Annotated in this window: 28 protein-coding genes; 27 read left to right on the forward strand and 1 reads right to left on the reverse strand. The window is 69.4% G+C overall.

What is annotated here, in order from left to right:
- From LGR64_RS16230 to LGR64_RS16340, 23 genes are all read left to right on the forward strand, one after another.
- A complete protein-coding gene (locus LGR64_RS16230; RefSeq protein WP_012204524.1) occupies nt 1–267 on the forward strand; it encodes a hypothetical protein in 267 nt (88 codons plus the stop codon).
- Nucleotides 264–845, forward strand: a complete 582-nt coding sequence (locus tag LGR64_RS16235; protein ID WP_230356094.1) for a glycoside hydrolase family protein — start codon at nt 264–266, stop codon at nt 843–845. Before LGR64_RS16230 ends, LGR64_RS16235 begins: the two co-directional genes overlap by 4 nt.
- Nucleotides 845–1,399 (forward strand): DUF2514 family protein, encoded by a 555-nt coding sequence (locus LGR64_RS16240; protein ID WP_230356095.1) that lies wholly within the window; start codon nt 845–847, stop codon nt 1,397–1,399. Before LGR64_RS16235 ends, LGR64_RS16240 begins: the two co-directional genes overlap by 1 nt.
- Entirely contained in the window at nt 1,383–1,892 is a 510-nt protein-coding gene (locus LGR64_RS16245) for a phage tail protein (RefSeq protein ID WP_046239913.1), read from the forward strand. Before LGR64_RS16240 ends, LGR64_RS16245 begins: the two co-directional genes overlap by 17 nt.
- A gap of 98 nt (nt 1,893–1,990) precedes the next feature.
- On the forward strand, nt 1,991–2,596 hold the full coding sequence (locus LGR64_RS16250; protein WP_016445080.1) for a phage baseplate assembly protein V: 606 nt from the start codon (nt 1,991–1,993) through the stop codon (nt 2,594–2,596).
- Complete coding sequence (locus tag LGR64_RS16255; protein WP_180317590.1) at nt 2,593–2,943, forward strand: GPW/gp25 family protein; 351 nt, start codon at nt 2,593–2,595, stop codon at nt 2,941–2,943. The genes LGR64_RS16250 and LGR64_RS16255 overlap by 4 nt, the downstream gene beginning before the upstream one ends.
- Before the next feature lie 8 nt (nt 2,944–2,951).
- Nucleotides 2,952–3,797 (forward strand): baseplate assembly protein, encoded by an 846-nt coding sequence (locus tag LGR64_RS16260; protein WP_224986493.1) that lies wholly within the window; start codon nt 2,952–2,954, stop codon nt 3,795–3,797.
- Complete coding sequence (locus tag LGR64_RS16265) at nt 3,794–4,774, forward strand: phage tail protein (protein WP_141833969.1); 981 nt, start codon at nt 3,794–3,796, stop codon at nt 4,772–4,774. Before LGR64_RS16260 ends, LGR64_RS16265 begins: the two co-directional genes overlap by 4 nt.
- A 2-nt stretch (nt 4,775–4,776) precedes the next feature.
- Nucleotides 4,777–5,262: a hypothetical protein gene (locus LGR64_RS16270; RefSeq protein WP_230356096.1), complete on the forward strand. Its 486-nt coding sequence runs from the start codon at nt 4,777–4,779 to the stop codon at nt 5,260–5,262.
- 10 nt (nt 5,263–5,272) lie between these two features.
- Nucleotides 5,273–8,389 (forward strand): DUF4815 domain-containing protein, encoded by a 3,117-nt coding sequence (locus LGR64_RS16275; protein WP_230356097.1) that lies wholly within the window; start codon nt 5,273–5,275, stop codon nt 8,387–8,389.
- A complete protein-coding gene (locus LGR64_RS16280; protein ID WP_230356098.1) occupies nt 8,386–8,925 on the forward strand; it encodes a hypothetical protein in 540 nt (179 codons plus the stop codon). The genes LGR64_RS16275 and LGR64_RS16280 overlap by 4 nt, the downstream gene beginning before the upstream one ends.
- On the forward strand, nt 8,922–9,755 hold the full coding sequence (locus LGR64_RS16285) for a glycine-rich domain-containing protein (RefSeq protein ID WP_012204513.1): 834 nt from the start codon (nt 8,922–8,924) through the stop codon (nt 9,753–9,755). The genes LGR64_RS16280 and LGR64_RS16285 overlap by 4 nt, the downstream gene beginning before the upstream one ends.
- Nucleotides 9,752–9,991, forward strand: coding sequence for a hypothetical protein (locus LGR64_RS16290; protein WP_230356100.1), 240 nt, complete (start codon nt 9,752–9,754; stop codon nt 9,989–9,991). The genes LGR64_RS16285 and LGR64_RS16290 overlap by 4 nt, the downstream gene beginning before the upstream one ends.
- 47 nt (nt 9,992–10,038) lie before the next feature.
- Complete coding sequence (locus tag LGR64_RS16295; RefSeq protein WP_230356101.1) at nt 10,039–10,725, forward strand: hypothetical protein; 687 nt, start codon at nt 10,039–10,041, stop codon at nt 10,723–10,725.
- 357 nt (nt 10,726–11,082) lie between these two features.
- Complete coding sequence (locus tag LGR64_RS16300; protein ID WP_230356103.1) at nt 11,083–11,493, forward strand: hypothetical protein; 411 nt, start codon at nt 11,083–11,085, stop codon at nt 11,491–11,493.
- Nucleotides 11,493–11,987: a hypothetical protein gene (locus LGR64_RS16305; protein WP_230356105.1), complete on the forward strand. Its 495-nt coding sequence runs from the start codon at nt 11,493–11,495 to the stop codon at nt 11,985–11,987. The genes LGR64_RS16300 and LGR64_RS16305 overlap by 1 nt, the downstream gene beginning before the upstream one ends.
- A gap of 57 nt (nt 11,988–12,044) precedes the next feature.
- Nucleotides 12,045–13,238 (forward strand): phage tail sheath subtilisin-like domain-containing protein, encoded by a 1,194-nt coding sequence (locus tag LGR64_RS16310; protein WP_016450710.1) that lies wholly within the window; start codon nt 12,045–12,047, stop codon nt 13,236–13,238.
- 63 nt (nt 13,239–13,301) lie between these two features.
- Entirely contained in the window at nt 13,302–13,811 is a 510-nt protein-coding gene (locus LGR64_RS16315; protein ID WP_012204508.1) for a phage major tail tube protein, read from the forward strand.
- Between the two features lie 68 nt (nt 13,812–13,879).
- Complete coding sequence (locus LGR64_RS16320; protein ID WP_012204507.1) at nt 13,880–14,239, forward strand: phage tail assembly protein; 360 nt, start codon at nt 13,880–13,882, stop codon at nt 14,237–14,239.
- 8 nt (nt 14,240–14,247) lie between these two features.
- Entirely contained in the window at nt 14,248–14,364 is a 117-nt protein-coding gene (locus LGR64_RS16325; protein WP_012204506.1) for a GpE family phage tail protein, read from the forward strand.
- A gap of 113 nt (nt 14,365–14,477) precedes the next feature.
- Nucleotides 14,478–17,324, forward strand: coding sequence for a phage tail tape measure protein (locus LGR64_RS16330; protein ID WP_230356107.1), 2,847 nt, complete (start codon nt 14,478–14,480; stop codon nt 17,322–17,324).
- Nucleotides 17,325–17,335: 11 nt separating this feature from the next.
- Nucleotides 17,336–17,776, forward strand: coding sequence for a phage tail protein (locus tag LGR64_RS16335; protein WP_065347910.1), 441 nt, complete (start codon nt 17,336–17,338; stop codon nt 17,774–17,776).
- Nucleotides 17,764–18,777 (forward strand): contractile injection system protein, VgrG/Pvc8 family, encoded by a 1,014-nt coding sequence (locus LGR64_RS16340; protein ID WP_083571145.1) that lies wholly within the window; start codon nt 17,764–17,766, stop codon nt 18,775–18,777. The genes LGR64_RS16335 and LGR64_RS16340 overlap by 13 nt, the downstream gene beginning before the upstream one ends.
- A gap of 48 nt (nt 18,778–18,825) precedes the next feature.
- On the opposite strand, the gene LGR64_RS16345 is transcribed toward LGR64_RS16340, so the two are convergent.
- A complete protein-coding gene (locus tag LGR64_RS16345; RefSeq protein WP_012204502.1) occupies nt 18,826–19,158 on the reverse strand; it encodes a helix-turn-helix domain-containing protein in 333 nt (110 codons plus the stop codon).
- A gap of 86 nt (nt 19,159–19,244) precedes the next feature.
- Between LGR64_RS16345 and LGR64_RS16350 the strand changes: the two genes are divergently transcribed.
- The 4 genes from LGR64_RS16350 to LGR64_RS16365 all read left to right on the forward strand — a co-directional run bounded on the left by LGR64_RS16350 (nt 19,245) and on the right by LGR64_RS16365 (nt 22,399).
- Nucleotides 19,245–19,466: a hypothetical protein gene (locus tag LGR64_RS16350; RefSeq protein WP_224986487.1), complete on the forward strand. Its 222-nt coding sequence runs from the start codon at nt 19,245–19,247 to the stop codon at nt 19,464–19,466.
- A gap of 61 nt (nt 19,467–19,527) precedes the next feature.
- Nucleotides 19,528–19,851 (forward strand): ogr/Delta-like zinc finger family protein, encoded by a 324-nt coding sequence (locus tag LGR64_RS16355; protein WP_230356109.1) that lies wholly within the window; start codon nt 19,528–19,530, stop codon nt 19,849–19,851.
- Between the two features lie 156 nt (nt 19,852–20,007).
- Nucleotides 20,008–20,412, forward strand: coding sequence for a hypothetical protein (locus LGR64_RS16360; protein ID WP_230356111.1), 405 nt, complete (start codon nt 20,008–20,010; stop codon nt 20,410–20,412).
- A 4-nt stretch (nt 20,413–20,416) separates the two neighbouring features.
- Complete coding sequence (locus tag LGR64_RS16365) at nt 20,417–22,399, forward strand: replication endonuclease (protein ID WP_230356112.1); 1,983 nt, start codon at nt 20,417–20,419, stop codon at nt 22,397–22,399.
- Nucleotides 22,400–22,433: the final 34 nt, after the last annotated feature.

The raw sequence follows: 22,433 nt of genomic DNA on the forward strand, positions 1-22,433 counted from the left end.
ATGGACCGAGAAACCATCGTCAGGACCGCCGCCCTGGAAGGCGCCAAGGCCGCGCCTCCCGTCACCGTCGTGGCCGCTAACGTGGCCAATGGCTGGACCATGACCCATACCGCCACCGCGCTGACCATCGTCTACGTGCTGCTGCAGGCCGCGTATCTGCTGTGGCGCTGGCGCAATGAACGCGAGGACCGGCGCGCGCGCCAGGCCGAGGACGCCGCGCGCAGGAAGGCGTCTTCGACCGCCACAGACACCGGAGCGGCCCCATGAGCACAGCGCGCATGCCAGCGGCAGGCCTGGGCATTGGCGCGGCCATTCTCGCGGCCTGGATTGCCGCAGAAGGCTTCAGCGCAGATCCGATCATCCCGGTTCGCGGCGATGTGCCCACCATCGGCCATGGCGCCACGCGCTACGAGGACGGCACACGCGTGACCCTGGCCGACCCGCCCATCACCCGCGAAAGGGCGCGCGAGCTGGCCATCAACCTGCTGGAGCAGCAGTACGGCGCCTGCGTGCGCGATTCGCTGGGTGACACGCGGATGCACCCGGCCGAGTTCGCCCAGGCGGTGGACTTCGCAGGCCAGTACGGCTGCGGGGCCTGGCGCAGCTCCTCGATGCTGGCCAGGACACGGGCTGGCGACTACGCCGGCGCCTGCCAGTCCTACCTGGCTTGGCGATTCATGACCAGCAGCCAGCCTTTGCAGGGCTTCAGTGCCTATCGATGGGATGGCGCAGGCCGGCCCACGCGCTGGCGCTTTGACTGCTCGGCACCCGGCAACAAGGTGTGCCGCGGCGTGTGGACACGCCAGCAGGCGCGCCACGCGGCCTGCATGGAGGTCCAGCCTTGATGGACCGCCTGCAAACCCATGCCTGGCAGTTGCTGGCCCTGCTGCTGGCGGCGCTGCTGGTCTGGCAGTCGCTGGCGCGGCTGGGTGCCGAGCGCGATGCGGCGCAGGCACGCACGGATCTGGCGACCGACCGCCAGGCCGCTGCCACCGCCGCGCTGCACGCATCCGAACGCTATCGACAACGGGAAGGAGCCTACCGTGAACGCCTCGACTTTCTTGCACGCGACACGGACCTGGCCCTGGCGCGCGCTGCGGCGGATGCCGATGCTGCCCGCGCTGCTGCTGGCCGGCTGCGCGGCGACCTCGCCAGCTACCTCACCGCCCACCGTGCCGCCGCCCAGGCTCGCGCCACTGCCGGACAGTGCGCGCCAGACACCGCAGCCCTCGATCTGCTCGCCGAGCTGCAGCGCCGCGCTGACGAGCGAGCGGGAGCGCTGGCGCGCATTGCTGACGACGCCCGCCACCGAGGCAGCGCCTGCGAGCGCGCCTACGACGCCGGACTCGCGCTGACCAGCGCCATGACCCAGGACCCACGCCATGCTCAAGCCCGCTAGCCTGCGCGATGCACTCGTCGCTGCCCTGCCCCAGCTGCAACAGTCGCCGGGGAACATCCGTTTCACCATCCAGAGGGGCCGTGTGGTCAACACGGGCACGCCGTCCCTTTCCTGGGAATACCGCTACACGCTGAGCCTGGTGATTGCGGACTTCACCGGCAGCATCGATGCCGTGACCGTGCCGCTGCTGGTCTGGGCGCGGCGCCACCAGCCCGACCTGTTCGACCATGCCGAAAGGCGCGAGCAGGCGATCCGCTTCGACATTGCGCCTCCTTCCACGGACCCTGCAGCCGCCTCGCAGCCGCAGCAGCTCGCCATCGAGATCGACCTGGTGGAGGCCGTGCTGGCGCGCCCGCGCGAGGGCAGCCCCGGTGCCTTCGACCTGATCTACAAGCCCGAGCCGCCGGGCCAGCTCGACATTGCGCAGCGCCAGTTGTGGGAGCTGTTCCTGTTCGGCGAGAAGGTGGCCGAGTGGAACTACGACCCGCGCTGAGGCGTGGCCCTGCTCCATGCCGGGCCGCATGCCGGGCTGCATGTGGCGGCGTGCGCCACGCCCGGCACACGGCGACACGCAAGGGCCCGGCCGGCACCATGAACGCCATGGATTCGCCCGTCGCACAAACCGAGAGCCCGTACGAGATCATCCGCCGTCTGGAGGGGCTGATCCGCACGGGCACCATCGCCGCAGTCCGCCATGCGCGCCCTGCGCGCTGCCGCGTCAAGACCGGCAACCTGACCACCAACTGGATTCCCTGGCTGGCCCTGCGCGCCGCGGGCGAGAACGCCAGCGTCTGGTGGCCACCGGCCGTGGGCGAGCAGTGCGTGCTGCTGTCGCCCGGCGGCGACCTGCTGGGCGCCGTGGCGCTGACCGGCATCTACAGCAGTGCCGCAGCCCAGCCCAGCGACCGCGAAGGGGTGTGCCACACGCAGTGGAGCCCCACCGATTTCATGGAGCACGACAGCACCACGGGCCGTCTCAACATCAACGTGGCCCACGGCATCACGCTGCGCGTGGGCAACTCGGTGATCAGCATCGACGAGCAAGGCATCAGCCTGCAGGCCGGTGGCGGTTCGGCCACCGTCAATGCGCAAGGCCTGGCCGGCGCGCCCGATGTGACCACCGGCCCCATCAGCCTGCTGCGCCACCGACATGGTGGCGTCAGGGCGGGCGACGCCATCACGCAGGGGCCGCTATGAACCGCCACACAGGCCGCCGCATCGAGGGCATGGAGCATCTGCGCCAGAGCGTGGCCGACATCCTGTCCACGCCCATCGGCTCACGCGTGATGCGCCGCGACTATGGGTCGCTGGTCCCGGCGCTGCTGGACCAGCCCGACAACAACGCCACCCAGGCACGCCTGCGCGCCGCCGTGGCCAGCGCGCTGATGCGCTGGGAGCCCCGCATCCGCCTGACACGCATCGTGATCGAGCGTGATCCGGCCACACCCGGGCGCGCCGACCTGACGCTGATCGGCACCTTCAACAACACGCGCCGCCCGGCCCCGCTGAGCCTGCAGATGCCCATTGCCCGCACCCTTTCATGAAGCAAGACATGACCCCTGCACTGGACGCCCTGCCGCCGCCCGGCGTCGTCGAGACGCTGGATTTCGAGCGCATCCTCGACGCCCACCGCGCCGATCTGCTGGCGCGCCACCCCGAGGCCGCCGAGGTCCTGGCGCTGGAGAGCGAGCCGCTCAACAAGCTGCTGGAGGCGCACGCCTACCGCGAGCTGCTGTACCGGGCGCGCGTCAATGATGCGGCGCGTGCGCACCTGATTGCGTTCGCCCAGGGCTCGGACCTGGACCACAAGGGCGCCTTCTATGACGTGGCCCGACTGCCCGGCGAAAGCGACGAACGCTACCGCCAGCGCATCCTGCTGCGCGTGCGCGCCCTGGCCGGCAGCGGCACGGCCGAACACTACGAGCACCTGGCCATGACGGCCAGCGCCAATGTGCACAGCGCCATCGCCACGCAGCCCCAGCCCGGCCGCGTGAGCGTGCAGCTGTGGCTGGTCGAGCCCGCACAGGCCGAAGAGACCCTGGCCATCGTGCTGTCGGCCCTCAATGCGCCAGGCGCGCGGCCGCTGGGCGTACCCGTGTCGGTATCGCTGGCGCGCCCGCACCCCATCGACATCACGGCGCACCTGCTGCGCGAGCCCGGTGCGCCCGTGGACATCGTGGCGCGCCTGCAGGCCGGCCTGGCCGCCCAGATCGCGGCCTACGCGCTGCTGGGCCGCGATGTGCCGCGCTCGTGGATCACCACGCGCCTGCATGTGGACGGCATTGCCCGCGTCACCTACCCCGACGCCCAGGCCCCGGCCGAGCTCACGCCGCTGGCCGCCGACGAATACCCGGTGCTGGGCCGCGTCCAGCTGGTGGACGAGGGCCTGCAGGCATGAGCACCGCCGCCATCGTCCCGACGGCGCCCCGCCGCCACGTGCTGCCGCCCAACGCCACGGCGCTGGAGAAGGCCGTGGACCAGGTCGTCCCGAATTGGGACGGCCTGGCCGGCGCCTTTCCTGCGCCGGCCCATGGCGAGCCTGCGGCCTTTCTGCCCTGGCTGGCGGCCGAATGGGGCATCGCCCAGTTCGACCGCTACTTTGACGACGTACCCGCCCTCATCGCCAACGGCCTGCCCTGGCTGCGCGAGCGCGGCACGGCCGCGTCCATGCAGCGTGCGCTGGGCTGGCTGGGATATGACGGCGCGCAGCTCGACGAGGATGGTGCCTGGCTGCACCTGGACCTGGGCCGCATCATCGGCGACGCAGAGCTGGCCAGCGTGGCCCATGTGGTGCGCGCCAGCCTGCCGGCGCACGTGCGCTTTTACCGCGTCTTCCACGGCCACGACCTGCGCCCGCTGCGGCTGGACCACGGCCCGGGCCTGGACGCCGGCATGCTGGACAACGACAGCGGCACCTGGATCGATGTGTCGCCGTATGGCGAACCCGTCAAGCTCAGCCAGGGCCTGCCCCGCCGCACCGGCACCGAGGCACCGCCTTCGGACGGCGTGCTCACAGCGCAGCTGTTCCGCGTCACCACCATCGCCACCTATGCCGACCGCATGCTGCTCGATGCCTGGACGCTGGACAGCGAGATCCTGATCGACGCCAGCCTGGGCATCACCGAAGTCAACGCCACCACCACGGGCGAGCCCGCCTACTACGCGCCGCTGCGGCCCATTCCCGCCCAGGCCATGGCCACCCACAGCGCCTGGACGGCGCCCGCACCGCTGGCCCTGGCCAGCCTGCACCCCTGGGCCAGCACCGAGCGCCCGCACGACAACACCCGTACCTGGACCGGACGCTGGGACAGCACGCCCTGGCGCCGATCCTTCGAAACCCGCACCACCACCACCGAAGAACCCGAGGAACCCTGAACATGGCAGTTCTGCAGCAAGCGGGCCGCATCGCCCTCGCCAAGGCCGTCGCCGCCCAGACCATCCACATCGCCTGGGGCCGCGGCCTGCCCGCCTGGGACGCCGCGCCCGAGCCCGAACCCATCACCGCCAACGCCCTGGTTGACGAAATCGGCCGCCGCCTGGTCACCGAGGTGCGCTTTGCGCGGCCCGACGACAACGGCGAGATCGAGCTGCCCAGCGGCGCGCGCTACAGCGTCAGCGACACCCCCACCACCTTCGTCTACCTGCGCGCGGCCTTCGGCTTCGACGACGCCAAGGGCGAGGACGTGCGCGAGATGGGCGTGTTCTTCGGCACCCAGGTCGCCACGGAAGTGCCGCCCGGCCAGCGCTGGGTGCTGGCCAGCCAGCTGACAGGCAAGGGCGAGCTGTACACGCTGGAGCGCCGCCCCCGGATCCTTCGCAGCGGCAGCGTGCGCCAGGTCGAAGAAATCATCCTCCCCTTCTGAACGGCACCCCATGAGCCAGACCAAGATCTACGACCGCTTCGACGCCGGCAAGCGCTACGACAGGCTGCAGTTCGCGGCCGACCGCGTGCTGCAATCGGCCGAACTCAACGAGCTGCAGAGCATGCAGCAGCACCGCCTGCGCGGCATCACCGATGTGCTGTTCAAGGAGGGCGACATCGTCCGCGGCTGCCAGTGCATCACCTCCGCCGACACGGGTGCCACCACCATCGAGGCCGGCGCGCTCTACGTGGCCGGCGCCGTGCGCGGCATCACGCCGGGCACGCTCACCGTGGCCACCGTGGGCACGGTCTACGTGGGCGCCTACCTGCAGACCGACACCGTCACCGAGCTGCAGGACTCCGAACTGCTCAACCCCGCCGCCGGCACGCGCGGCTATGGCGAGCCCGGTGCGCTGCGCGAGCGAGTGACCCTGGTCTGGGGTGCGCAGGGCGACGGCACGGCCGGCACCTTCTATCCCGTGTGGACCATCATCGACGGCTCCGTCATGCCCAAGGAGCCGCCGCCCAACATCGACGCCGTCACCCAGGCCCTGGCCCGCTATGACCGCGACAGCGCGGGAGGCACCTACGTGGTGCGCGGCCTGGACGTGATCATGGGCGAGGACCTGGCCACCGGCCAGCAGGTCTACACCGTGCGCGAGGGCGCCGCCCGCGTCAACGGCCATCCGCTGGAGCTGGGTGCCAGCCGCCGCCTGGTCTACGAGGCCAAGCCAGACCTGTTCTTCGTGGACAGCGAGCCCCACACCTCGGCCGGCACGGCCGCCCAGCGCATCCGCTTCGACCGCCAGCCCGCCGTGGGTACGCCCCAGGTGCGCGTGCAGGCGCGCAAGACCGTCACGCTCACGCACGGCGGCTTCACGGGCGCGGCCGACCCGCTGCCCGACAACGCCGTACTGGCCGTGGACAGCGTGGTCCAGGCCGGCACCACCTACGTGCAGGGCACGGACTGGAAGCTGGTCGGCGGCCAGATCGACTGGAGCCCCTCGGGCGCCGAGCCCGTTCCCGGCAGCACCTACCAGGTCACCTACCAGTACATGCTCAACGCCACGCCCACGGCCGTGGACTCCACGGGCTTCACCGTGGAAGGCGCGCTCAAGGACACCCTGGTACTGGTCAGCTACCACTACGCGCTGCGCCGCTACGACCGCCTGGTGCTCAACAGCGAAGGCCAGCTGCAATGGGTGCCCGGCGTGCCCGCCGCCTGGTCGCCCAAGGTGCCGGCCGCACCCAGCGGCACCCTGGCCCTGGCCTCGGTCTACCAAAGCTGGGACAGCAACCGCCGCGTGGACCAGGACGCCGTGCGCGTCGTGCCCATGCAGACCCTCAAGGCCTACCAGGACCACATCCAGACCATCTACGCCGACCTGGCCGAGCTGCGGCTGTCGGTGGACGTGTCGGGGCGGCACAGCGGGGTCAAGAAGGGGTTGTTTGCGGATCCGATGCTGGACAACGGCCTGCGCGATGCGGGGCGCAGCCAGAGCGCCCATATCCTGGGCGGACAGCTGCAGCTGCCCATGAACGCCAAGCTGCACCAGATCGGCACCGACATCACCGCGCCCCAGACCACGCCCTACCAGCCCGTGGTCGTGCTCGACCAGTTGGGCCGAACCGGCTCCATGCTGGTCAATCCCTATGGTGCCTTCGATGTGCTGCCCAGCGCAGCCACCCTGACGCCGGCCGTGGACTACTGGACCGATGTGCAGACCCAATGGGCCAACCCCATCATCCTGCGCCTGACGCCCAGCCAGGCACGTCCTTCGGAAACCGAAAGGCTGCTGTCCGAATCCACCAAGGCACTGGAAAAGCTGCGCCAGATCGATGTGCAGTTCTGGCTGGATTTTCCGGTGGGCGAAACCCTCACCGAGCTGATCTTCGATGGCATTCCCGTCACGCCCCAGCCTCTGACGGGCGGCACGCTCGTGGCCACGGCACAGGGACTCAAAGGCACGTTCAGGATCCCGGCGGGCGTGCCCTCGGGCACCAAGAGCGTGCACTTCACGGGACGCGCCGGCAGCCATGCCGAAGCCGTCTTCACAGGCCAGGGCCAGTTGCTCGAGCGCAGCGTGGCCAAGATCACAGTCCAGCTCTACGACCCGCTGGCGCAGACCTTCACCCTGGGCACCACGCGCGAGATCTGCGGCACGCGCCTGTGGTTCGCTGCGGCGGGCGACAAGGATGTGCAGGTGCAACTGCGTGAAGTCACCAGCGGCGTGCCTTCGCGCAGCATCCTGGCCGAATGCGTGCTCAAGCCGGCCCAGATCAACGCCGACATCGCCGCAGCCAAGCCCACGCAGGCGCAATGGGCGCCGGTGCTGCTGGAGTCGGGCGTGGAATACGCCATCGTCGTGCTGACCAACGACGCCACCACCTCCCTGGCCGTGGCCGAGCTGGGCGGCTGGGACGCGGCGCGCGCGCAGTGGGTCACCAGCCAGCCCTACAGCGTGGGCGTGCTGCTGTCCAGCAGCAATGCCAGCACCTGGACGCCCCACCAGACACGCGACATGACTTTCGAGCTGCTGGCGGCCGAACACACGGCCACCACGCGCACCATCGAGCTGGGCAGCATCGCCGTGCAGGACGCCACCGACCTCATGGTCCAGGCCGGCGCCATGCTGCCCGCAGCCGACGCACAACTGGTCTTCGCCATGCAGTTGGAAGACGGCAGCACGCTGGAGGCCGCACCCGGCCAGGCCGTGCAGCTGGCCAGCCGCTACAGCGGCAACGTGGCCGTGCGTGCCAAGCTCTCTGGCAACACCAACCACGCGGCCCACCTGCTGCCCGGCATGCAGCTGGTGGCCGGCAGCCTGCAGGCCACGGGCGACTACATCAGCCCCGCCATCAACGCCGGCACCAACGTCACGCTCAACGTCGTGGCCGAGGCTGTGCTGCCCGCCGGCAGCGCCCTGGCCGTGCAGATGCAGGCCGAAGGCAGCAGCGCCTGGACCAACGTGCCCTACCTGAGCACCAGCCCCCAGACCGCAGGCGTGCTGGAGCTGAGCTACCGCCTCACCGGCATCAGCGCCGAGCGCCTGCGTGTCCGCCTGGTCCTCACGGGCAGCCACGGCGCCCGTCCCCAGGTCACCAACCTGCGAGCCATCGTGATATGACATTGCACGACGACAAGACAGCGCAGGGCTGGCCCCTGCCCCACCCCGACAACCGCCTGGAAGACGACGTGCTGCGCCTGCGCCAGGCCGTGCAGGACGTTGACCAGGCGCTGACCAACGCGCGCCAGCTCATCGACACCAAGGCCAGTTCCCAGGGCGTGCAGGACGCAATGGACGTGGTGGCTCACCGCATAGAGCAACTGGAGACCGCCGTCCAGTCGCTGAGCACCGGCAAGGTGGCCAGCGTCAACGGCGTGGCCGGCGTCAACGTCAAGCTCAACCCAGAGCACCTCGCGCTGGGCCCGGCGAACGGCGCCACCAGCGAAAGCTTCGGCTACGACGCCCAGGGCCGCATCAGCAGCATCACGCGCAGCGTCAACGGCTTCAGCGCCACCACCGCCGTCAGCTACGACGGCGCCGGCCGCGTCTCCCAGCAGCAGACCAGCTACCGCGGGCGCGTGCGCACGGAAACCTATGCCTACGACGCCGCCACGGGGCGGGTGTCGGGGGTCAATGCGACGGAGGTACAGGGATGAGTTTCGACGCAGTCAACTACGCCGAGTTGCGCCGGCTTGCCGACAGCGTGCAGCAGGCCGCTCAGAAGGTGGACTCCGGCCGCAATGAAGCCGCGGGACACAAGGCCGAAGTACTGGCCGCCATGTCCGGCAAGCTCAAGTTCACAGAGTTCCGGAGCAGCGGCTACTTCTACCCTTCGGCCAAGCTACTGGCCAACGGCGGCCAGGTATTCATACTGGCCGTTGGCGGCGGGCAAGGCGGAGCCCGTGGGGGATACAACGGCAACAGCGGAGGCGCCGGTGGAGCGGTGCGCTTCGAGATTGGCGGCGTCGGCGGCCCTACCAGCGTAGTCATCGGCGCAGGCGGAAGCGGACAGACTGCAGCCTATCTGAGCCAGGCCGCCAATGGTGGAGACACCTCGTTCGGAAACCTGCTGGCCATGGGCGGGCGTCAGTTCAAAAGTCCCACAGGTGTCGGCGACCCGTCCCCGCGCGGCTCGGCTGCCGGCCGCTCTTTCGGCGTCAGTGGATATGGTGGCCCCGGCGGCGCAGGAGGATTCGGCAGCTCGGGAACAGGCAATGCTACCCAGCCGGGCGCCGATGGTGTGATCGGCGGACTGGCTATGGGCAATAGCTCGACCGGGGACTACGGAAACGTCGTGCCCGGAGATCCCGGCTACAGCGGTGGCGGCGCCGGAGGCACAGGCGTCGCCGGCAGCGCGACACGGGGAGGCCACGCAGCCCCCAACTCTGGCGGAGGCGGAGGAGGCGGCGGTTCGTCCGGGATCGGTCAGCATGCCGATGGCGGCAATGGTGGAAGCGGCTTTGTACGCGTCTGGTGGTACGAATGAGTAAGCAGGACCTGCATTTCGCACTGATCAAGGCCGACCGCGTGCACAACATCATCGTTGCAGACGAGGAATTCATCGCCGAGTTGCAGACGCGCCAGCCATCACTGTGGGACAGCATCGAGCCAGTGGCAGGCGACTGCGCGATCGGCTCCGTCAGAACAAGCACAGGCTGGCAGATCTCCACCGAAGATCAAGCGCCTGCGCCCACAAACACACCCATAGCCGAACCCGACTGATCGGCCGCAGGGCGCGTGTCGGCGGTCAATGCCACGGAGGTACAGGGATGAGTTTCGATCCCATCACGAATGCAGGCGTCAAGGCGCTGCAGGGTCAGGTCAACACGGTGCAGGCGCAGACGACTGCGCTGACGACGAAGCTGGCGCAGATCGAGAGCGCGCTGGCGAGTTTGAATACCGCTCAAGCTTCTTCGCGCAAGCCGTTGAGAGTGACGGAGTACACGTCGGGGGCGGGGACGCACACGTTCCTGCCGGAAAGCACGCATCAGTACATCACCTTAGTGGGCGCAGGCGGTGCAGGTGGAGCCGGATATCTCTCCGGTTCGCAGCACATCCAAAATGGAGGCGGATCTGCGGGCTACGAACTGCGTTTGCGGATGGCCCTGACCGCCACAGCTGCCTACCAAGTGGGCGCAGGTGGCGGCACATCAGGAGCCCAAGGCGGAAGGACTGTACTTGGCGCGCTCGCGGTCAGTGGCGGAGCCGGCGGGTCTTCTGATCGCAGCTACACCCCTCCCCCTCAAGTCGGGACGGGTGGCGTTGAAACGGGAGAAGCGGGCACGTTCGCCAAAGGCGGCAATTCGACCATGGGCAGCGGAGGCCAGTGCTACGGCCTCTACGGCTCGATACCGTTGGGCTATGCAACGGGATACGGCGCAGGTGGGGGAGGCTCATACGGCCCTGGCGGCTTCAGCCCAGGGACCGGGGGTTACATCCGTATCGAAGAGTACTGAACCAAACGCTGAACGAGCGAGGCAAAAACCTGGGCACTCCCGTTTCGTAACGCTCGCTCCTTGCCATCCACTTAGCTCCGGCGCCGTTGCGACCGGAGCTTTGCCATGCCCGACCCAAACGACAGACGCGCCAAACCAAGCCTCTGTGCAGCCCTCCGGCACAGCCAAGGTCGCTGGCGCCCATGCCCCCGCCGCGAGAACATCAATGCAACCCGGGCACAGCGCCAGCGGCCGTGCAGGCGGCCGGCGTCAGGCCCTGCCAGGACAACCAGGCCGCCTTGGCTGCATGAACTTCAGCATGAAACAAACCATCACTGTCGATTCCATCAACACCGCAGCTTGCGCAAAGGTGCCCGCGTGAGCCTGGATGCCGTCATCAGTGCCGATCTGGTGAAGACGCGGGCGGAAATTGCTGCCTTGACCAGCTCCCTGGCGGCCGCACGCAGCGCGGTTGCGGAACTGAGCAGCCAGGTCAACGGCAGTACTGTCATCAAGAGCGTTCAGAGGGGTCGAATCGATATTCCCGCCACTAGTAGCGGAAGCACTAGCAGGGTGGTTGTCAGCATTTCACCGGTCAATCCCGCAAAAGCAGCCTTGTCGTATCTAGGTAGCACAGGTGTTCGCCCATGGAACACCGAAGGCATGTTCAACGGAGGACATGTTGCCTTGATTTCTGGCACCCAAATTGAAGGGAACTGCACGCTTCCACCGTGGGCGGGAGCAGGAACCGGGTTCTCCATGTCATGGGAACTGGTGGAGTTCAAGTAATGCCCCACCACTACGCCCAGCTCACCCCCGCCGGCGTGGCCTTCGCCATCACCGAAACGCACGCCGAGCTCAACGCTCCCGACCTGCTGCCCCTGCCCCGCTACGACACCTCGGTGCTCGGCCGCCGCTGGACCGGCACGCATTGGGAAGACGTGGCGCAGGCGCTGCCTGAAGCCTCGGCCGCATCCGTCGCGGCCGGCAAACCCGCCCCCCGCCACATCACCCCCCACGCCCTGCGCCGCCGCTTCACCGTGGTCGAACGCACGGCGCTGGAGTGGGCCGTGGTGGACCGTGCCGAGGCGGGCGAGGCCGACCGTCTCAACGCGGCCACGCTGCGCTCACTGCTCAAGGACATCGAGCAGGCGCGGCAACTCGATCTTGACGACCCCGAACTGGCCGACAGCCTGCGCCAGTTCGAGGCTTTCGGACTCATCGCCGCGGGGCGTGCCCAGGAAATCCTGGACGGCCCCGTACAAGCCCACGAACAGCCGTGACCACCCCTTTTTGACGACAGCCCCACGGCCCAACCACCCCCCAACCCGGAGAACACCATGGCGACAGCCCCGTTCCATCATGGCATTCGCGTCACGGAAGTGAGCGAAGGCATCAATTCCATCCGCATCGTGTCCACGGCCGTGATCGGCCTCGTGGCCACGGCCAGCGACGCCGATGCGGCCACTTTCCCGCTGAACCGCCCGGTGCTGGTCACCAAGGTCGATGCGGCCATCGGCAAGGCCGGCACCAAGGGCACGCTGGCCCAGGCGCTGAACGCCATCAAGGAGCAGTGCCGCCCGGTGCTGGTCGTGGTTCGCGTGGCTGATGGCGAAGGCGCCACCGAGGCCGAGCGCCGCACCGACCAGGATGCCAAGGTCATCGGCACCACCGCCGGCAACCAGTACACGGGCCTGCAGGCGCTGCTGGCGGCCCAGGCCCAGCTCGGCGTCAAGCCGCGCATTCTGGGCGCGCCGGGCCTGGACAGCCAGGCCGTGACCGACGCGCTGGCATCCGTGGCCATCAAGCTGCGCGGCTTTGCGTATGCAGCGGCCATCGGCAACGATGTGGCCGAGGCCCAGGCCTACCGCGAGCACTTCGGCCAGCGCGAGCTGATGCTGCTGTGGCCCGGCTTCAAGGCGCTGGACCTTTCCACCGCCGCCGTGCAGGACGCCTCGCCCGTGGCCTACGCCCTGGGCCTGCGCGCGCGCATCGACCAGGAGCAGGGCTGGCACAAGACGCTGTCCAACGTGCCGCTGTCCGGCGTGCTGGGCATCTCGCGCGATGTGCACTGGGACCTGCAAAGCCCCGATACCGAGGCCGGCATCCTCAACCAGGCCGGCATCACCACGCTGATCCAGAGCCAGGGCCACCGCTTCTGGGGCTCGCGCACCTGCACGGACAGCGAGCTGTTCCGCTTCGAGTCCAGCGTGCGCACCGCGCAGGTGCTGGCCGACACCATGGCCGAGGCGCATTTCTGGGCCGTGGACAAGCCCATGCACCCCAGCCTGGTCAAGGACATCCTGGAAGGCATCAACACCAAGTTCCGCGAGTTGAAGGCCCTGGGCTACATCCTGGACGGCAAGGCCTGGTACGACGAAACGGTCAACGAGACCGCCACGCTCAAGGCCGGCAAGCTGGTGCTGGACTACGACTACACGCCCGTGCCCCCGCTGGAGGACCTGGGCTTTCGCCAGCGCATCACCGACCGCTACTTCGCCGACTTCGCCCTGCGCGTGGGCACCGGCCAGTAAGCGGCGGCCGCACCCGACACACCCAATACACCGAACACACCGGATACACAGGAGAAAAGCACCATGGGACTGCCCCGCTCTCTCAAGAATTTCGCCACCTTCGTGGATGGCAACTCGTACATCGGCGACATGCCCGAAGTGGGCTTGCCCAAGCTCACCCGCAAGATGGAGAAGTACCGCGCCGGCGGCATGAACGGCGAGGTCAGCCTGGACTTCGGCATGGAGGCCATCGAGGCCGACCTGACCGCTGCCGGCTACATGAAGGAATTGATCTCCACCTGGGGCACGCTGCGCCACGACGGCGTGCTGCTGCGCTTCGCCGGCGCCCTGCAGGGCGATGACAGCGAAGGCGTGGACTCGCTGGAAGTGGTCATGCGTGGCCGCTTCTCGGAGTTCGACCCCGGCAAGGCCAAGGCCGGCGACAAGACCGAGATCAAGTACAAGCTGGCCGTCAGCTACTACCGCCTGTCCATCAACGGCCAGGTGCTGATCGAGATCGATCCGGTCAACTTCGTCGAAGTCGTCAACGGCATCGACCGCCTGGCCCAGGTCCGCGCCGCGCTGGGCATCTGAGCCTGGCTCAACTGACCGGGCCGGCCGGCCCGGTCCTCCTCTTTTCTTCACCCGAACGCTGACACACCATGGACACCACCAAGCCCCAGGAAGACCTCCAGAACCAGGCTGCCGCCAATGCGGCCGCCCTCGCATCGGGCGATGCGCGCGAGATCACGCTCGACGTGCCGCTCAAGCGCCCCGGCGGCGACCTGGCCCGGGTACTGGTGCGCCGCCCCAATGCCGGCGCGCTGCGCGGCCTGTCGCTGGTCGAGCTGCTGCACATGAACGTGACCGCGCTGCAGACCCTGCTGCCGCGCGTGACCGAGCCCATGCTGCACAAGGCCGAGGTGCTGCAGCTGGACCCCGCCGACCTGGTGACCCTGGGTACGGAGGTGGCCTCTTTTTTGGTGCCGAAGGCGCAGAGGGAGCAATTCCCGAGCGCGTAGAGGACGCCATGGCCGACTTGGCCATGGTCTTCCACTGGCGGCCGGCGGACATGGAGGACATGTCGCTGGCCGAACTCGGCCAATGGCATGAACGGGCGCGCGAGCGCTACGAAAGCCAGGACTGAGCCAGGACTGAGCACCACCCCCACTCCATCGCCCGCCTCTCGCCCCTCTCTTGCACGCCCCTTGCCAATGACCTCCACCCAACGCCAACACCGCACAGGCCAGGGAGCCCTCCATGGCCGTTGACACCCTGCGCCTGGACGAGGTGCTCAAGCAGGCCGAGCGCGTGCACCAGCCCCTGGCGCTGCTGGGAAGAACCAGCAGCAACACGGCCAGGGAACTCAAGGAAACGGTCGACCAGTTGAAGAAGCTGCAGCAGCAGCAAACCCAGCTGGGCGACTACCGCGCGCTGCGCGGCGGCCTGGCAGACACCACGGCACGGCTGCGCGGCGCGCGCCAGCAGATGGCCCAGCTGCGGCTGGAATCGGGCGCGGGCGAGCAGCCCTCGCGCACCATGCTGCGCGCGCTGCGTTCGGCCCAGGTCGAGGAGGAGCGCCTGGCGCTGCTGCGCGCCACGCAGCGATCGCGCCTGATGGACATGCGCGAAGGCCTGCGCGGCGCGGGCGTGGACACGGGCAACCTGTCCGCGCACGAGCGCAAGCTGCACAACGACATCCGCGCCACCACGGCCCAGATGGAAAAGCAGCGCAAGGTGGTAGCACCGGCCGCCCAGCGGCTGGAGAGGATCGACGCCCTGCGCGAGCAGAGCAAGACCCTGGCCGATCGCGGCCAGGCGCTGCGCGAGACGGGCGGCAAGATGCTGGCGCCCGTGCGCGCCGTGAGCCAGGCCTTCATGACTGACGACCAGGCCGCCGCGCAGCTGCGCGCCACCATGGCGGGCAGCAACGGCAAGCCGGGCGCCGACTACCAGCAGGTGCTGGACTTGGCCAAGAGCCTGGGCACCGACATGCCCGGCAGCACGGCCGACTACATCGCGATGATGAACCAGCTGCAGCGCCAGGGCGTGTCCTCGCAGGATGTGCTGGGCGGCGTGGCCCGGCAGGCGGCCAACCTGGGCGCGGTGCTGAACATGCCCGCCAAGGAGGCCGGCGAGTTTGCGGCGCAGCTGCAGCAGGCCACCCGCGCAAGCGCGGGCGACATGGCCGCACTGGCCGACACGGTGCAGCGCACCTCCCACCTGGGACTGGACCCCACAGGCATGGTCAAGGGCCTGGACGCCATCGGCAAGGCTCTGCCGCAGCTGGGACAGCAGGGCGCAAGGTCGGGACAGATGTTCGCGCCGCTGCTGCTCATGCTCAACGACGCCAGCATCAGTGGCGAGGCCGCCGGCAAGGCCGTGGGCAACCTGGTCAAGAACTCCATGGACCCGGCCAAACTGGGCCAGGTCAACAAGATGCTCGCGAGCAAGGGCGTGTCGCTGGACTTCAAGGACGCCAGCGGCCAGTTCGGCGGCACCGAGCAGATGATGGCCCAGCTGCAAAAGCTGCAGAGCCTGGGCAGCGACAAGCTGCGCGCCGCTGCGCTGGACAAGCTGGCCGGCGGCGACGCGCAGACGCGCAAGGCCTTGGAGGCGCTGATCCAGCAGGGCCCGGGCGGCTACCAGCAGATCGCCTCCCAGCTCAAGTCACAGGCGGATCTGGATGGGCGCGTGGCCATCCTGAAGGACTCGGTCTCGGCCCAATACGAGTCCGTCAAGGACAGCTACAACGGCCTGTTGAGCGACATGGGCTCGACCATCGAGTCCGACCTCAAGGCCGTGCTGGGCACGCTGCGCGAGATGACCGAAGGCATGCGTGCCTGGGTCAAGGAGCATCCCCAGATCGTGCAGTGGACGCTGCGCATCGTGGCTGTGCTGGGCCTGCTGATCGCAGGCGTCGGTTTGGTGAGCAGCGTGCTGTTCGGCCTGCTGGCGCCGCTGCTGCTCACGCGCACCGTGTTCGGCCTGCTGGGCGCGGCCATGGGCGCAGGCAGCGGCGCCTTGGGCGTGCTCAGGCGCGGCCTGGCGGCCGTGGTCCTGTCGCTGGGCATGATGGGCGGCGGCGGCAGTGCCATGGGCCTGCTGTCGGGCGGCATGCGCATGGCCAGCAACGCTGCGGGCGTGCTCCGGCGCGGCGTGGGCGCCGTGGTCCTGTCCCTGTCCATGATGAGCGGCGGTGGCGGAGCCATGGGCCTGCTGTCGGGCGGCATGCGCGTGGCCAGCAACGCTGCGGGCGTGCTCAGGCGCGGGCTGGGCGCCGTGGTCCTGTCGCTGGCCATGATGGGCCGCGGCGCTGCCATGGGCAGCATAGGCACCGCCCTGGCCGGCGCGGGCCGCGCTGCAGGCCGCATCTTCGGCGGCGGTGCAGGCGCAGCTACAGGTGCAGGCAAGGGCCGTGCGGGCGCCGTCATGGGCCTGCTGGGCGCCGGCCTGGGGGCCGCAGGAGCCGTCGGCGGTGGCCTGGGCGGTAGTCTGGGTGGTGCAGCCGCATCGCTGATGGGCCTGGTGCGCATGACACCCATGGGCCGGCTCGCAGGCGGCCTGATGGGCGCGGGCGGCTCGATCATGCAGAACTGGGATGGCCTTTCCACCGCCTTCAAGGCCGGCGACTGGAAGGGCGTCGGCGGCACGCTGCTGGAGGCCGGCAAGGCCGGCCTCGATGGCGCCACGGGCGGGTTGTTCGGCGTGGTCTCTGACCTGGCCGGCAAGGGCATCAGCGGCCTGGCCTCATCGGTGGGCTCGTGGTTCAAGTCCGGCGATGCGTCAGCACCCGACCAGGGCCGCGCCGGCGCACTGCGCCAGGGTGTCGCGGCCGCAGCCACGGCGGCCACGCTGGCCACGGGCGCCATGCCGGCCCTGGCCGACACGGGCGCCGTGCGCATCGACAGCCGCCCGCCGCTGGCCAGCGCCGCTGCACCCGCGCCGGCACCGGCCGCGGTGGCTGGCGCCACCATCCATATCACCGTCAACGCTGCGCCTGGCCAGGACGCGCAGGCCATTGCCCGCGCCGTGGCCGCCGAGCTGGACCGCCGCGACATGGCCAAGCGCTCCAGCGTGCTGTCGCAGCTGTCCGATATCGATTGAGGAGCATGAGCATGCTGATCACACTGGGCCTGTTTGCCTTTGGCATCGACACACTGGCATTCGACAAGATGGCGCGCGACAGCGCCTGGCGCCATCCGAGCAACAGCCGCGTAGGCGCACGCCCCGCCCGCCAGTCGCTGGGCCCGGGCGAGGACAGCATGTCGCTCAGCGGCGTGCTCGCGCCCGAGTTCCGGGGCACGGCCGCATCGCTGGATTTCCTGACCGAAATGGCCGACTCCGGCAAGGCCTGGGCGCTGGTGCGCGGCGATGCCCCGCTGGGGGCCTGGGTCATCGAAAACCTGCGCCAGACCGGCACGCACTACACACCGGGCGGCAAGCCGCGCCGCATCGAGTTCGACCTCAAGCTGGCCCGCGTGGACGACCACCTGGCCGAAGGCAGCGGCGGCGTCGATCCCTGGCCCGATGAAGACTTCTGGGAATGGTGGATCTGATGGCCACGCAGGAATACTTGCACGCCAAGCCCCAGTATGAAATCGTCCTGGACGGGCGCGACATCACCAGCAGCGTGAACACGCGGCTGATGAACCTGACGCTGTCCGAATCGCGCGGCGAAGAGGCCGACAAGCTTGACATCACGCTGGACGACAGCGATGGGCGCCTGCCCATGCCGGGCAAGGGCTCCAAGATCGCGCTGAAGCTGGGCTGGGCCGGCCACGGCCTGGTCGACAAGGGCACCTACGAGGTGGACGAGGTGGAGCACCAGGGTGCGCCCGACAGGATCGTGGTGCATGCGCGCTCGGCCGAGCTCAAGCGCCAGCTGCGCACGCGCTCCGAGCACAGCTACCACAACAGCACGCTGGGCCAGATCGTGCGCAGCATCGCCCAGCGCAACGGCCTGCAGGTGCGCGTGGACGCGCAGTTCGAGAACCTGCGCGTGGACCACATCGACCAGACCCACGAGAGCGACCTGAACTTCTGCAGCCGCCTGGCGCGGCAGTACGACGCCGTGTGCACGGTCAAGAAGGGCAAGCTGGCCTTCATCGCCATCGACAGCAAGATCACCGCTGCCGGCCAGGCCGTGGAGGCCGCCACGCTCACGCGCGCCGTGGGCGACAGCCACAACTACCATACGGCCGCACGCAACGACTACAGCGGCGTGCGCGCGTACTGGAACGACGCGGATCGTGCCGAAAAACGCAGCGCCACGCAGGGCGCCGAGGACAACGAAAAGCGCCTGAAGGACACCTACGGCAGCGAGGCCGAGGCGCAGGCCGCCGCCAAGGCCGAGATGGGCCGCATCAACCGCGCCAAGGCCACCATGGGCCTGAAGCTGGCGCTGGCGCGGCCCGACCTGATGCCGCAGACGCCGCTGAAGCTGCAGGGGTTCAAGGCGGAGATCGATGACACGCCGTGGCTGGTCGTCAAGATCCAGCACGAGCTGGGCGACGGCGGCTTCACCTCCAAGCTGACGCTGGAGACGCGCGCCAAGTGAGCGAGAGGGGCGGGTAGAGCGAGTCCTGGAGCGGCCGGCGCAGGCCGTTCAGCGCGCGGCCAGGGTCGCCACGGCCATGATGGCGGCGCGGCCCGAATCGTCGGCCCGGCCGTAGCAATCGAGCAGCTCGCGCTCGTCGGGCGCCAGGGTCTGGACCGATGCGTTCGCATGCTGGCCCGTGACCACATACAGGACATCCACGCCCAGGCCCGCCATCACGGCCAGGGCGGCCGCATTGGGCGATTGCTCGCCCTTCTCCCAGGTGGCCAGGGTGCCGCGCGAGACGTCGCAGGCGTCGGCCATGGCGAGCTGCGCCACGTCCAGACGCAGACGCTCTTGCCTCAGCCTTTCACCGATGTGATCGAAATTTCTTCTATTCATCAATTGACATGCTCGAAATTTCGAGCAATGATGCAGTCAGCGTGTAACCAAACCATCCAAACCATCCCAAATACTACATGACAGCCATGCACTCCCCCAGAGCCGTGCCCGGTATCCCTGCGGATCCGGTGCTTCATGACAGGCCCGTGCCACTGCGCATGACGGCATCCGAACGCGAACGCCACGCCCGCTATGCCAGCCGTGAAAGCCGCAGCGCCTCCAACTTCGCGCTGAAGCTGTACCGCATGGGCATGCAGCAGTACGAGCAGCAGATGCCGCCGCTGCCCCAGGCCGATCAGGCGCGATAGCCACCCGCGCCGACCTGTTCACCGCCTTGTCTTCGATCCCAACTGCCCCCAGGAGCCTGCCATGCGCATGATGTGCCCCCACTGCAACGAACACGCCTACACCCGCACCAGCCTGCAGCTGACCAGCACCAGCCGCGAGACCATCTTCCAGTGCCGCAACTTCGAGTGCGGCCATGTGTTCTCGGCGGTCACCGAGATCAACCGCACCATCAGCCCCAGCGCCATCCCCAACCCCATGGTGATCTTGCCGATGAGCACGCACATCAAGCGCAAGCTGCTGCAGACCCAGCTGGACGCCATGCCGTCCTCGCAATACGAAGGCGCAGCGCACCGCGCAGCCCAGGCGGCCGAATCCGCCCAATCCACCCAAGGCGCGCGCAGCTAGCGCGGCCGGGGCGCCTTCGCCGCTCCTGACGGCGCCCCACCCGGCGCGCGGGCAGCCCGCCTGCACCGCCGCCACCCCACCCCCTTTCCCGCAACCTGCGGAGCCTGCATGAAGGCCCTGCGGGATGCGCTCACCCTGAAACGACCTGGACAGACCATGAAGCTCGGCGACCTGCGCCTTTCCGATCTGATGCGACTGCTGCGGGCAGACGATGCGCCCGCGCCCGAATACCGGCCCGAGGACCCGCCCGCGCTGCCCGAGGCCTACCAGCGCCTGAGCGTCCAGGACTGCCGCATCCGCCTGCGCGAACTGCAGCGCGAGGCCGCGCAGCGCTGCGCCAACGGCCGCTGCGGCAGCGCCGAAAGCCGCGAATGGGCGGGCCTGGCCAGCCACTTCCGCATGGCCCTGGTGCTGCTGGCGGGCATAGACGGCGAGATCGAGGAGCTGGCCCTGCGCGACTGGCGCGAAATGCCGCCGCCCGAGCGCGACGCCATCCGCCGCCAGATCCGCGCGCTGCGCAGCTGCCTGCTGCCGCTGCGCGCGCTGGCCCTGAGGACCTGAGTCCATGTCCGTCCTGCTCGCCGCCAAATCCACCGGCCGCAGGCTGCGCACCGCCAGCCTGCAGCAATGGGACCAGCACAAGCCCCGCCCCCACATGGTCCAGCGCGCCATGCAGGGGCTGGAAAAAGCCTTGCCGCCGCAGTGGTTGCAGCCCATGAAGCTGCTGGGCCTGGGCGACTGGCAAAAGGGCGCGCAACACGCCAACGGCCAGCCCGAATGGGCTGCCTGCCACGACGCGCTGGCCGCCATTGACGACTTTGCCAGCCGCCACGGCCGTGCGGCCGAGTGGAACCTGGACGACTACGAGATCTGCCAGATGGCCAGGCGCCTGAGCGAAGAAGTCGGTGAGCTCGACGCCGGCGCCCAGGCCCAGAACATGGACCTGGCCGCACGCGTGGACCTGGTGCGGCTGATGCTGCGCATGCTGGGCCTGCAGGAAAGCACGCCGCTGGCCGGCGAGCCCGCCATCCGCCGCGCGCTGGACGCGGCCTGGTGGCGCCGCATGCTGCGCCGCCACGTCACGCGCACCGTGGAGGCCGGCGCCGTCAAGCTGGGCATCGTCAACCGCAGCGCCGGCGGCTATGCCAGCAATGCCACCGTGCGCCGGCGCACCGCGCAGATCGAACGCAACGCCCGCGCGCTGGAGCGCAGCCTCTACCGAAACGAGGCCGGCCAGGTCTTCACCCTGGCCGAGCTGGCCGCGCTGTCGCCGGCCAACCCCGTGATCCGTGGCGGCGAGCTGATGACGCGCATCCGCGGCGCAGAGGAATATGCCGACGCGCGCAGCCACGTCGGCCTCTTTCTCACGCTGACGGCGCCCAGCCGCTTTCACGCCGTCACGCTGGGCAGCGGCGGCCGGCCGCGCCCCAACCCCCATTACGACGGCCACAGCACGCCGCGCGATGCCCAGCTGTGGCTGCGCACCATGTGGGCGCGCGTGCGATCGCACCTGGGCCGCCAGCGCATCGCCATGTACGGCATCCGCGTGGCCGAGCCGCACCATGACGCCACGCCGCACTGGCACGCCCTGGTCTGGGCCGAGTGCGAGGAGCACGCCCGGCACATCGAGGCCGCCATCCGCAAATGGTGGCTCAGCGAAGATGGCGACGAGCGTGGTGCCCAGCGCAACCGCGTCAACGTCAAGCGCATGACCGGCGGCGGCGCTGCCGGCTATGTGGCCAAGTACATCGCCAAGAGCGTGGGCCATGCGGCCCTGGCCGACCACCTCGACGTGGTGCAGGGCCGCCTGTGGGATGTGGAGCAGGGCGGCATGCCCGGCCACCGCCGCGTGGACGCCTGGGCCGCCTGCTGGGGCATTCGCCAGTTCCAGGCCGTGGGCATGCCCAGCGTCTGCGTCTGGCGCGAACTGCGCCGTGTCAGCAAGGACCAGGTCGAACAGATCCGCATCGACGGCGACAAGGCCAGCTGGAAGGCCTGGGGCGCCAGCCACCGCCACGGGCCCGACATCCCCGCCGACTGGCGCCGCTACATGGAAGCCATGGGCGGCCACTGCCTGGCCCGCGACCGCTGGCACCTGCGCATGGCACGCCGCCCCGTGCCCGCCGGCGCCGTCAACCAATACGGCGAGGCCATCGCGCCCGGCTGCGGCCGCGTGGTGGGCCTGGAAACCCGGCGCGGCCAGTGGCTGGTCTCGCGCCGCATCGCCTGGCGCAGCGTGGCGCGCGCCACACTGGAGTTCCAGGAAACCCAAGGTGCGGAAAGCGCCGAGGGTGCCGAGGTCGCCGAGGTCGCCGACGTGGCCCCGCCGGCCCTGCCCGCCCGCGCGCCGCTGGCGCGCGCTTGGACTGGTTTCAATAACTGTACGGCCCGGCTCACGGGCCACACGCTGCGCGCCCTCATCGGCCGCGGCGGGCTCCAGCGCGAGGACCGGGCCAACCCGGCCGGGCCCGATTCGGGTGCCGATTCCGTGCTGCACCGCCCCGCATCCGGCGCCACGCCATCCAACCACCCTTTCTTTTCCAGCTGATCCACCCCAGGAGGACCCTGCACCACAACATCAC

This window comes from Delftia sp. Lp-1 (assembly GCF_020523835.1).
Classification (GTDB): domain Bacteria; phylum Pseudomonadota; class Gammaproteobacteria; order Burkholderiales; family Burkholderiaceae_C; genus Comamonas; species Comamonas acidovorans.

Bases quoted from the DNA above. Each gene is read 5' to 3' on its own strand.
- LGR64_RS16230 (WP_012204524.1), top strand. From the start codon at position 1: ATGGACCGAGAAACCATCGTCAGGACCGCCGCCCTGGAAGGCGCCAAG.
- LGR64_RS16235 (WP_230356094.1), top strand. From the start codon at position 264: ATGAGCACAGCGCGCATGCCAGCGGCAGGCCTGGGCATTGGCGCGGCC.
- LGR64_RS16240 (WP_230356095.1), top strand. From the start codon at position 845: ATGGACCGCCTGCAAACCCATGCCTGGCAGTTGCTGGCCCTGCTGCTG.
- LGR64_RS16245 (WP_046239913.1), top strand. From the start codon at position 1,383: ATGCTCAAGCCCGCTAGCCTGCGCGATGCACTCGTCGCTGCCCTGCCC.
- LGR64_RS16250 (WP_016445080.1), top strand. From the start codon at position 1,991: ATGAACGCCATGGATTCGCCCGTCGCACAAACCGAGAGCCCGTACGAG.
- LGR64_RS16255 (WP_180317590.1), top strand. From the start codon at position 2,593: ATGAACCGCCACACAGGCCGCCGCATCGAGGGCATGGAGCATCTGCGC.
- LGR64_RS16260 (WP_224986493.1), top strand. From the start codon at position 2,952: ATGACCCCTGCACTGGACGCCCTGCCGCCGCCCGGCGTCGTCGAGACG.
- LGR64_RS16265 (WP_141833969.1), top strand. From the start codon at position 3,794: ATGAGCACCGCCGCCATCGTCCCGACGGCGCCCCGCCGCCACGTGCTG.
- LGR64_RS16270 (WP_230356096.1), top strand. From the start codon at position 4,777: ATGGCAGTTCTGCAGCAAGCGGGCCGCATCGCCCTCGCCAAGGCCGTC.
- LGR64_RS16275 (WP_230356097.1), top strand. From the start codon at position 5,273: ATGAGCCAGACCAAGATCTACGACCGCTTCGACGCCGGCAAGCGCTAC.
- LGR64_RS16280 (WP_230356098.1), top strand. From the start codon at position 8,386: ATGACATTGCACGACGACAAGACAGCGCAGGGCTGGCCCCTGCCCCAC.
- LGR64_RS16285 (WP_012204513.1), top strand. From the start codon at position 8,922: ATGAGTTTCGACGCAGTCAACTACGCCGAGTTGCGCCGGCTTGCCGAC.
- LGR64_RS16290 (WP_230356100.1), top strand. From the start codon at position 9,752: ATGAGTAAGCAGGACCTGCATTTCGCACTGATCAAGGCCGACCGCGTG.
- LGR64_RS16295 (WP_230356101.1), top strand. From the start codon at position 10,039: ATGAGTTTCGATCCCATCACGAATGCAGGCGTCAAGGCGCTGCAGGGT.
- LGR64_RS16305 (WP_230356105.1), top strand. From the start codon at position 11,493: ATGCCCCACCACTACGCCCAGCTCACCCCCGCCGGCGTGGCCTTCGCC.
- LGR64_RS16310 (WP_016450710.1), top strand. From the start codon at position 12,045: ATGGCGACAGCCCCGTTCCATCATGGCATTCGCGTCACGGAAGTGAGC.
- LGR64_RS16315 (WP_012204508.1), top strand. From the start codon at position 13,302: ATGGGACTGCCCCGCTCTCTCAAGAATTTCGCCACCTTCGTGGATGGC.
- LGR64_RS16320 (WP_012204507.1), top strand. From the start codon at position 13,880: ATGGACACCACCAAGCCCCAGGAAGACCTCCAGAACCAGGCTGCCGCC.
- LGR64_RS16325 (WP_012204506.1), top strand. From the start codon at position 14,248: ATGGCCGACTTGGCCATGGTCTTCCACTGGCGGCCGGCGGACATGGAG.
- LGR64_RS16330 (WP_230356107.1), top strand. From the start codon at position 14,478: ATGGCCGTTGACACCCTGCGCCTGGACGAGGTGCTCAAGCAGGCCGAG.
- LGR64_RS16335 (WP_065347910.1), top strand. From the start codon at position 17,336: ATGCTGATCACACTGGGCCTGTTTGCCTTTGGCATCGACACACTGGCA.
- LGR64_RS16340 (WP_083571145.1), top strand. From the start codon at position 17,764: ATGGTGGATCTGATGGCCACGCAGGAATACTTGCACGCCAAGCCCCAG.
- LGR64_RS16345 (WP_012204502.1), bottom strand. From the start codon at position 19,158: ATGAATAGAAGAAATTTCGATCACATCGGTGAAAGGCTGAGGCAAGAG.
- LGR64_RS16350 (WP_224986487.1), top strand. From the start codon at position 19,245: ATGCACTCCCCCAGAGCCGTGCCCGGTATCCCTGCGGATCCGGTGCTT.
- LGR64_RS16355 (WP_230356109.1), top strand. From the start codon at position 19,528: ATGCGCATGATGTGCCCCCACTGCAACGAACACGCCTACACCCGCACC.
- LGR64_RS16360 (WP_230356111.1), top strand. From the start codon at position 20,008: ATGAAGCTCGGCGACCTGCGCCTTTCCGATCTGATGCGACTGCTGCGG.
- LGR64_RS16365 (WP_230356112.1), top strand. From the start codon at position 20,417: ATGTCCGTCCTGCTCGCCGCCAAATCCACCGGCCGCAGGCTGCGCACC.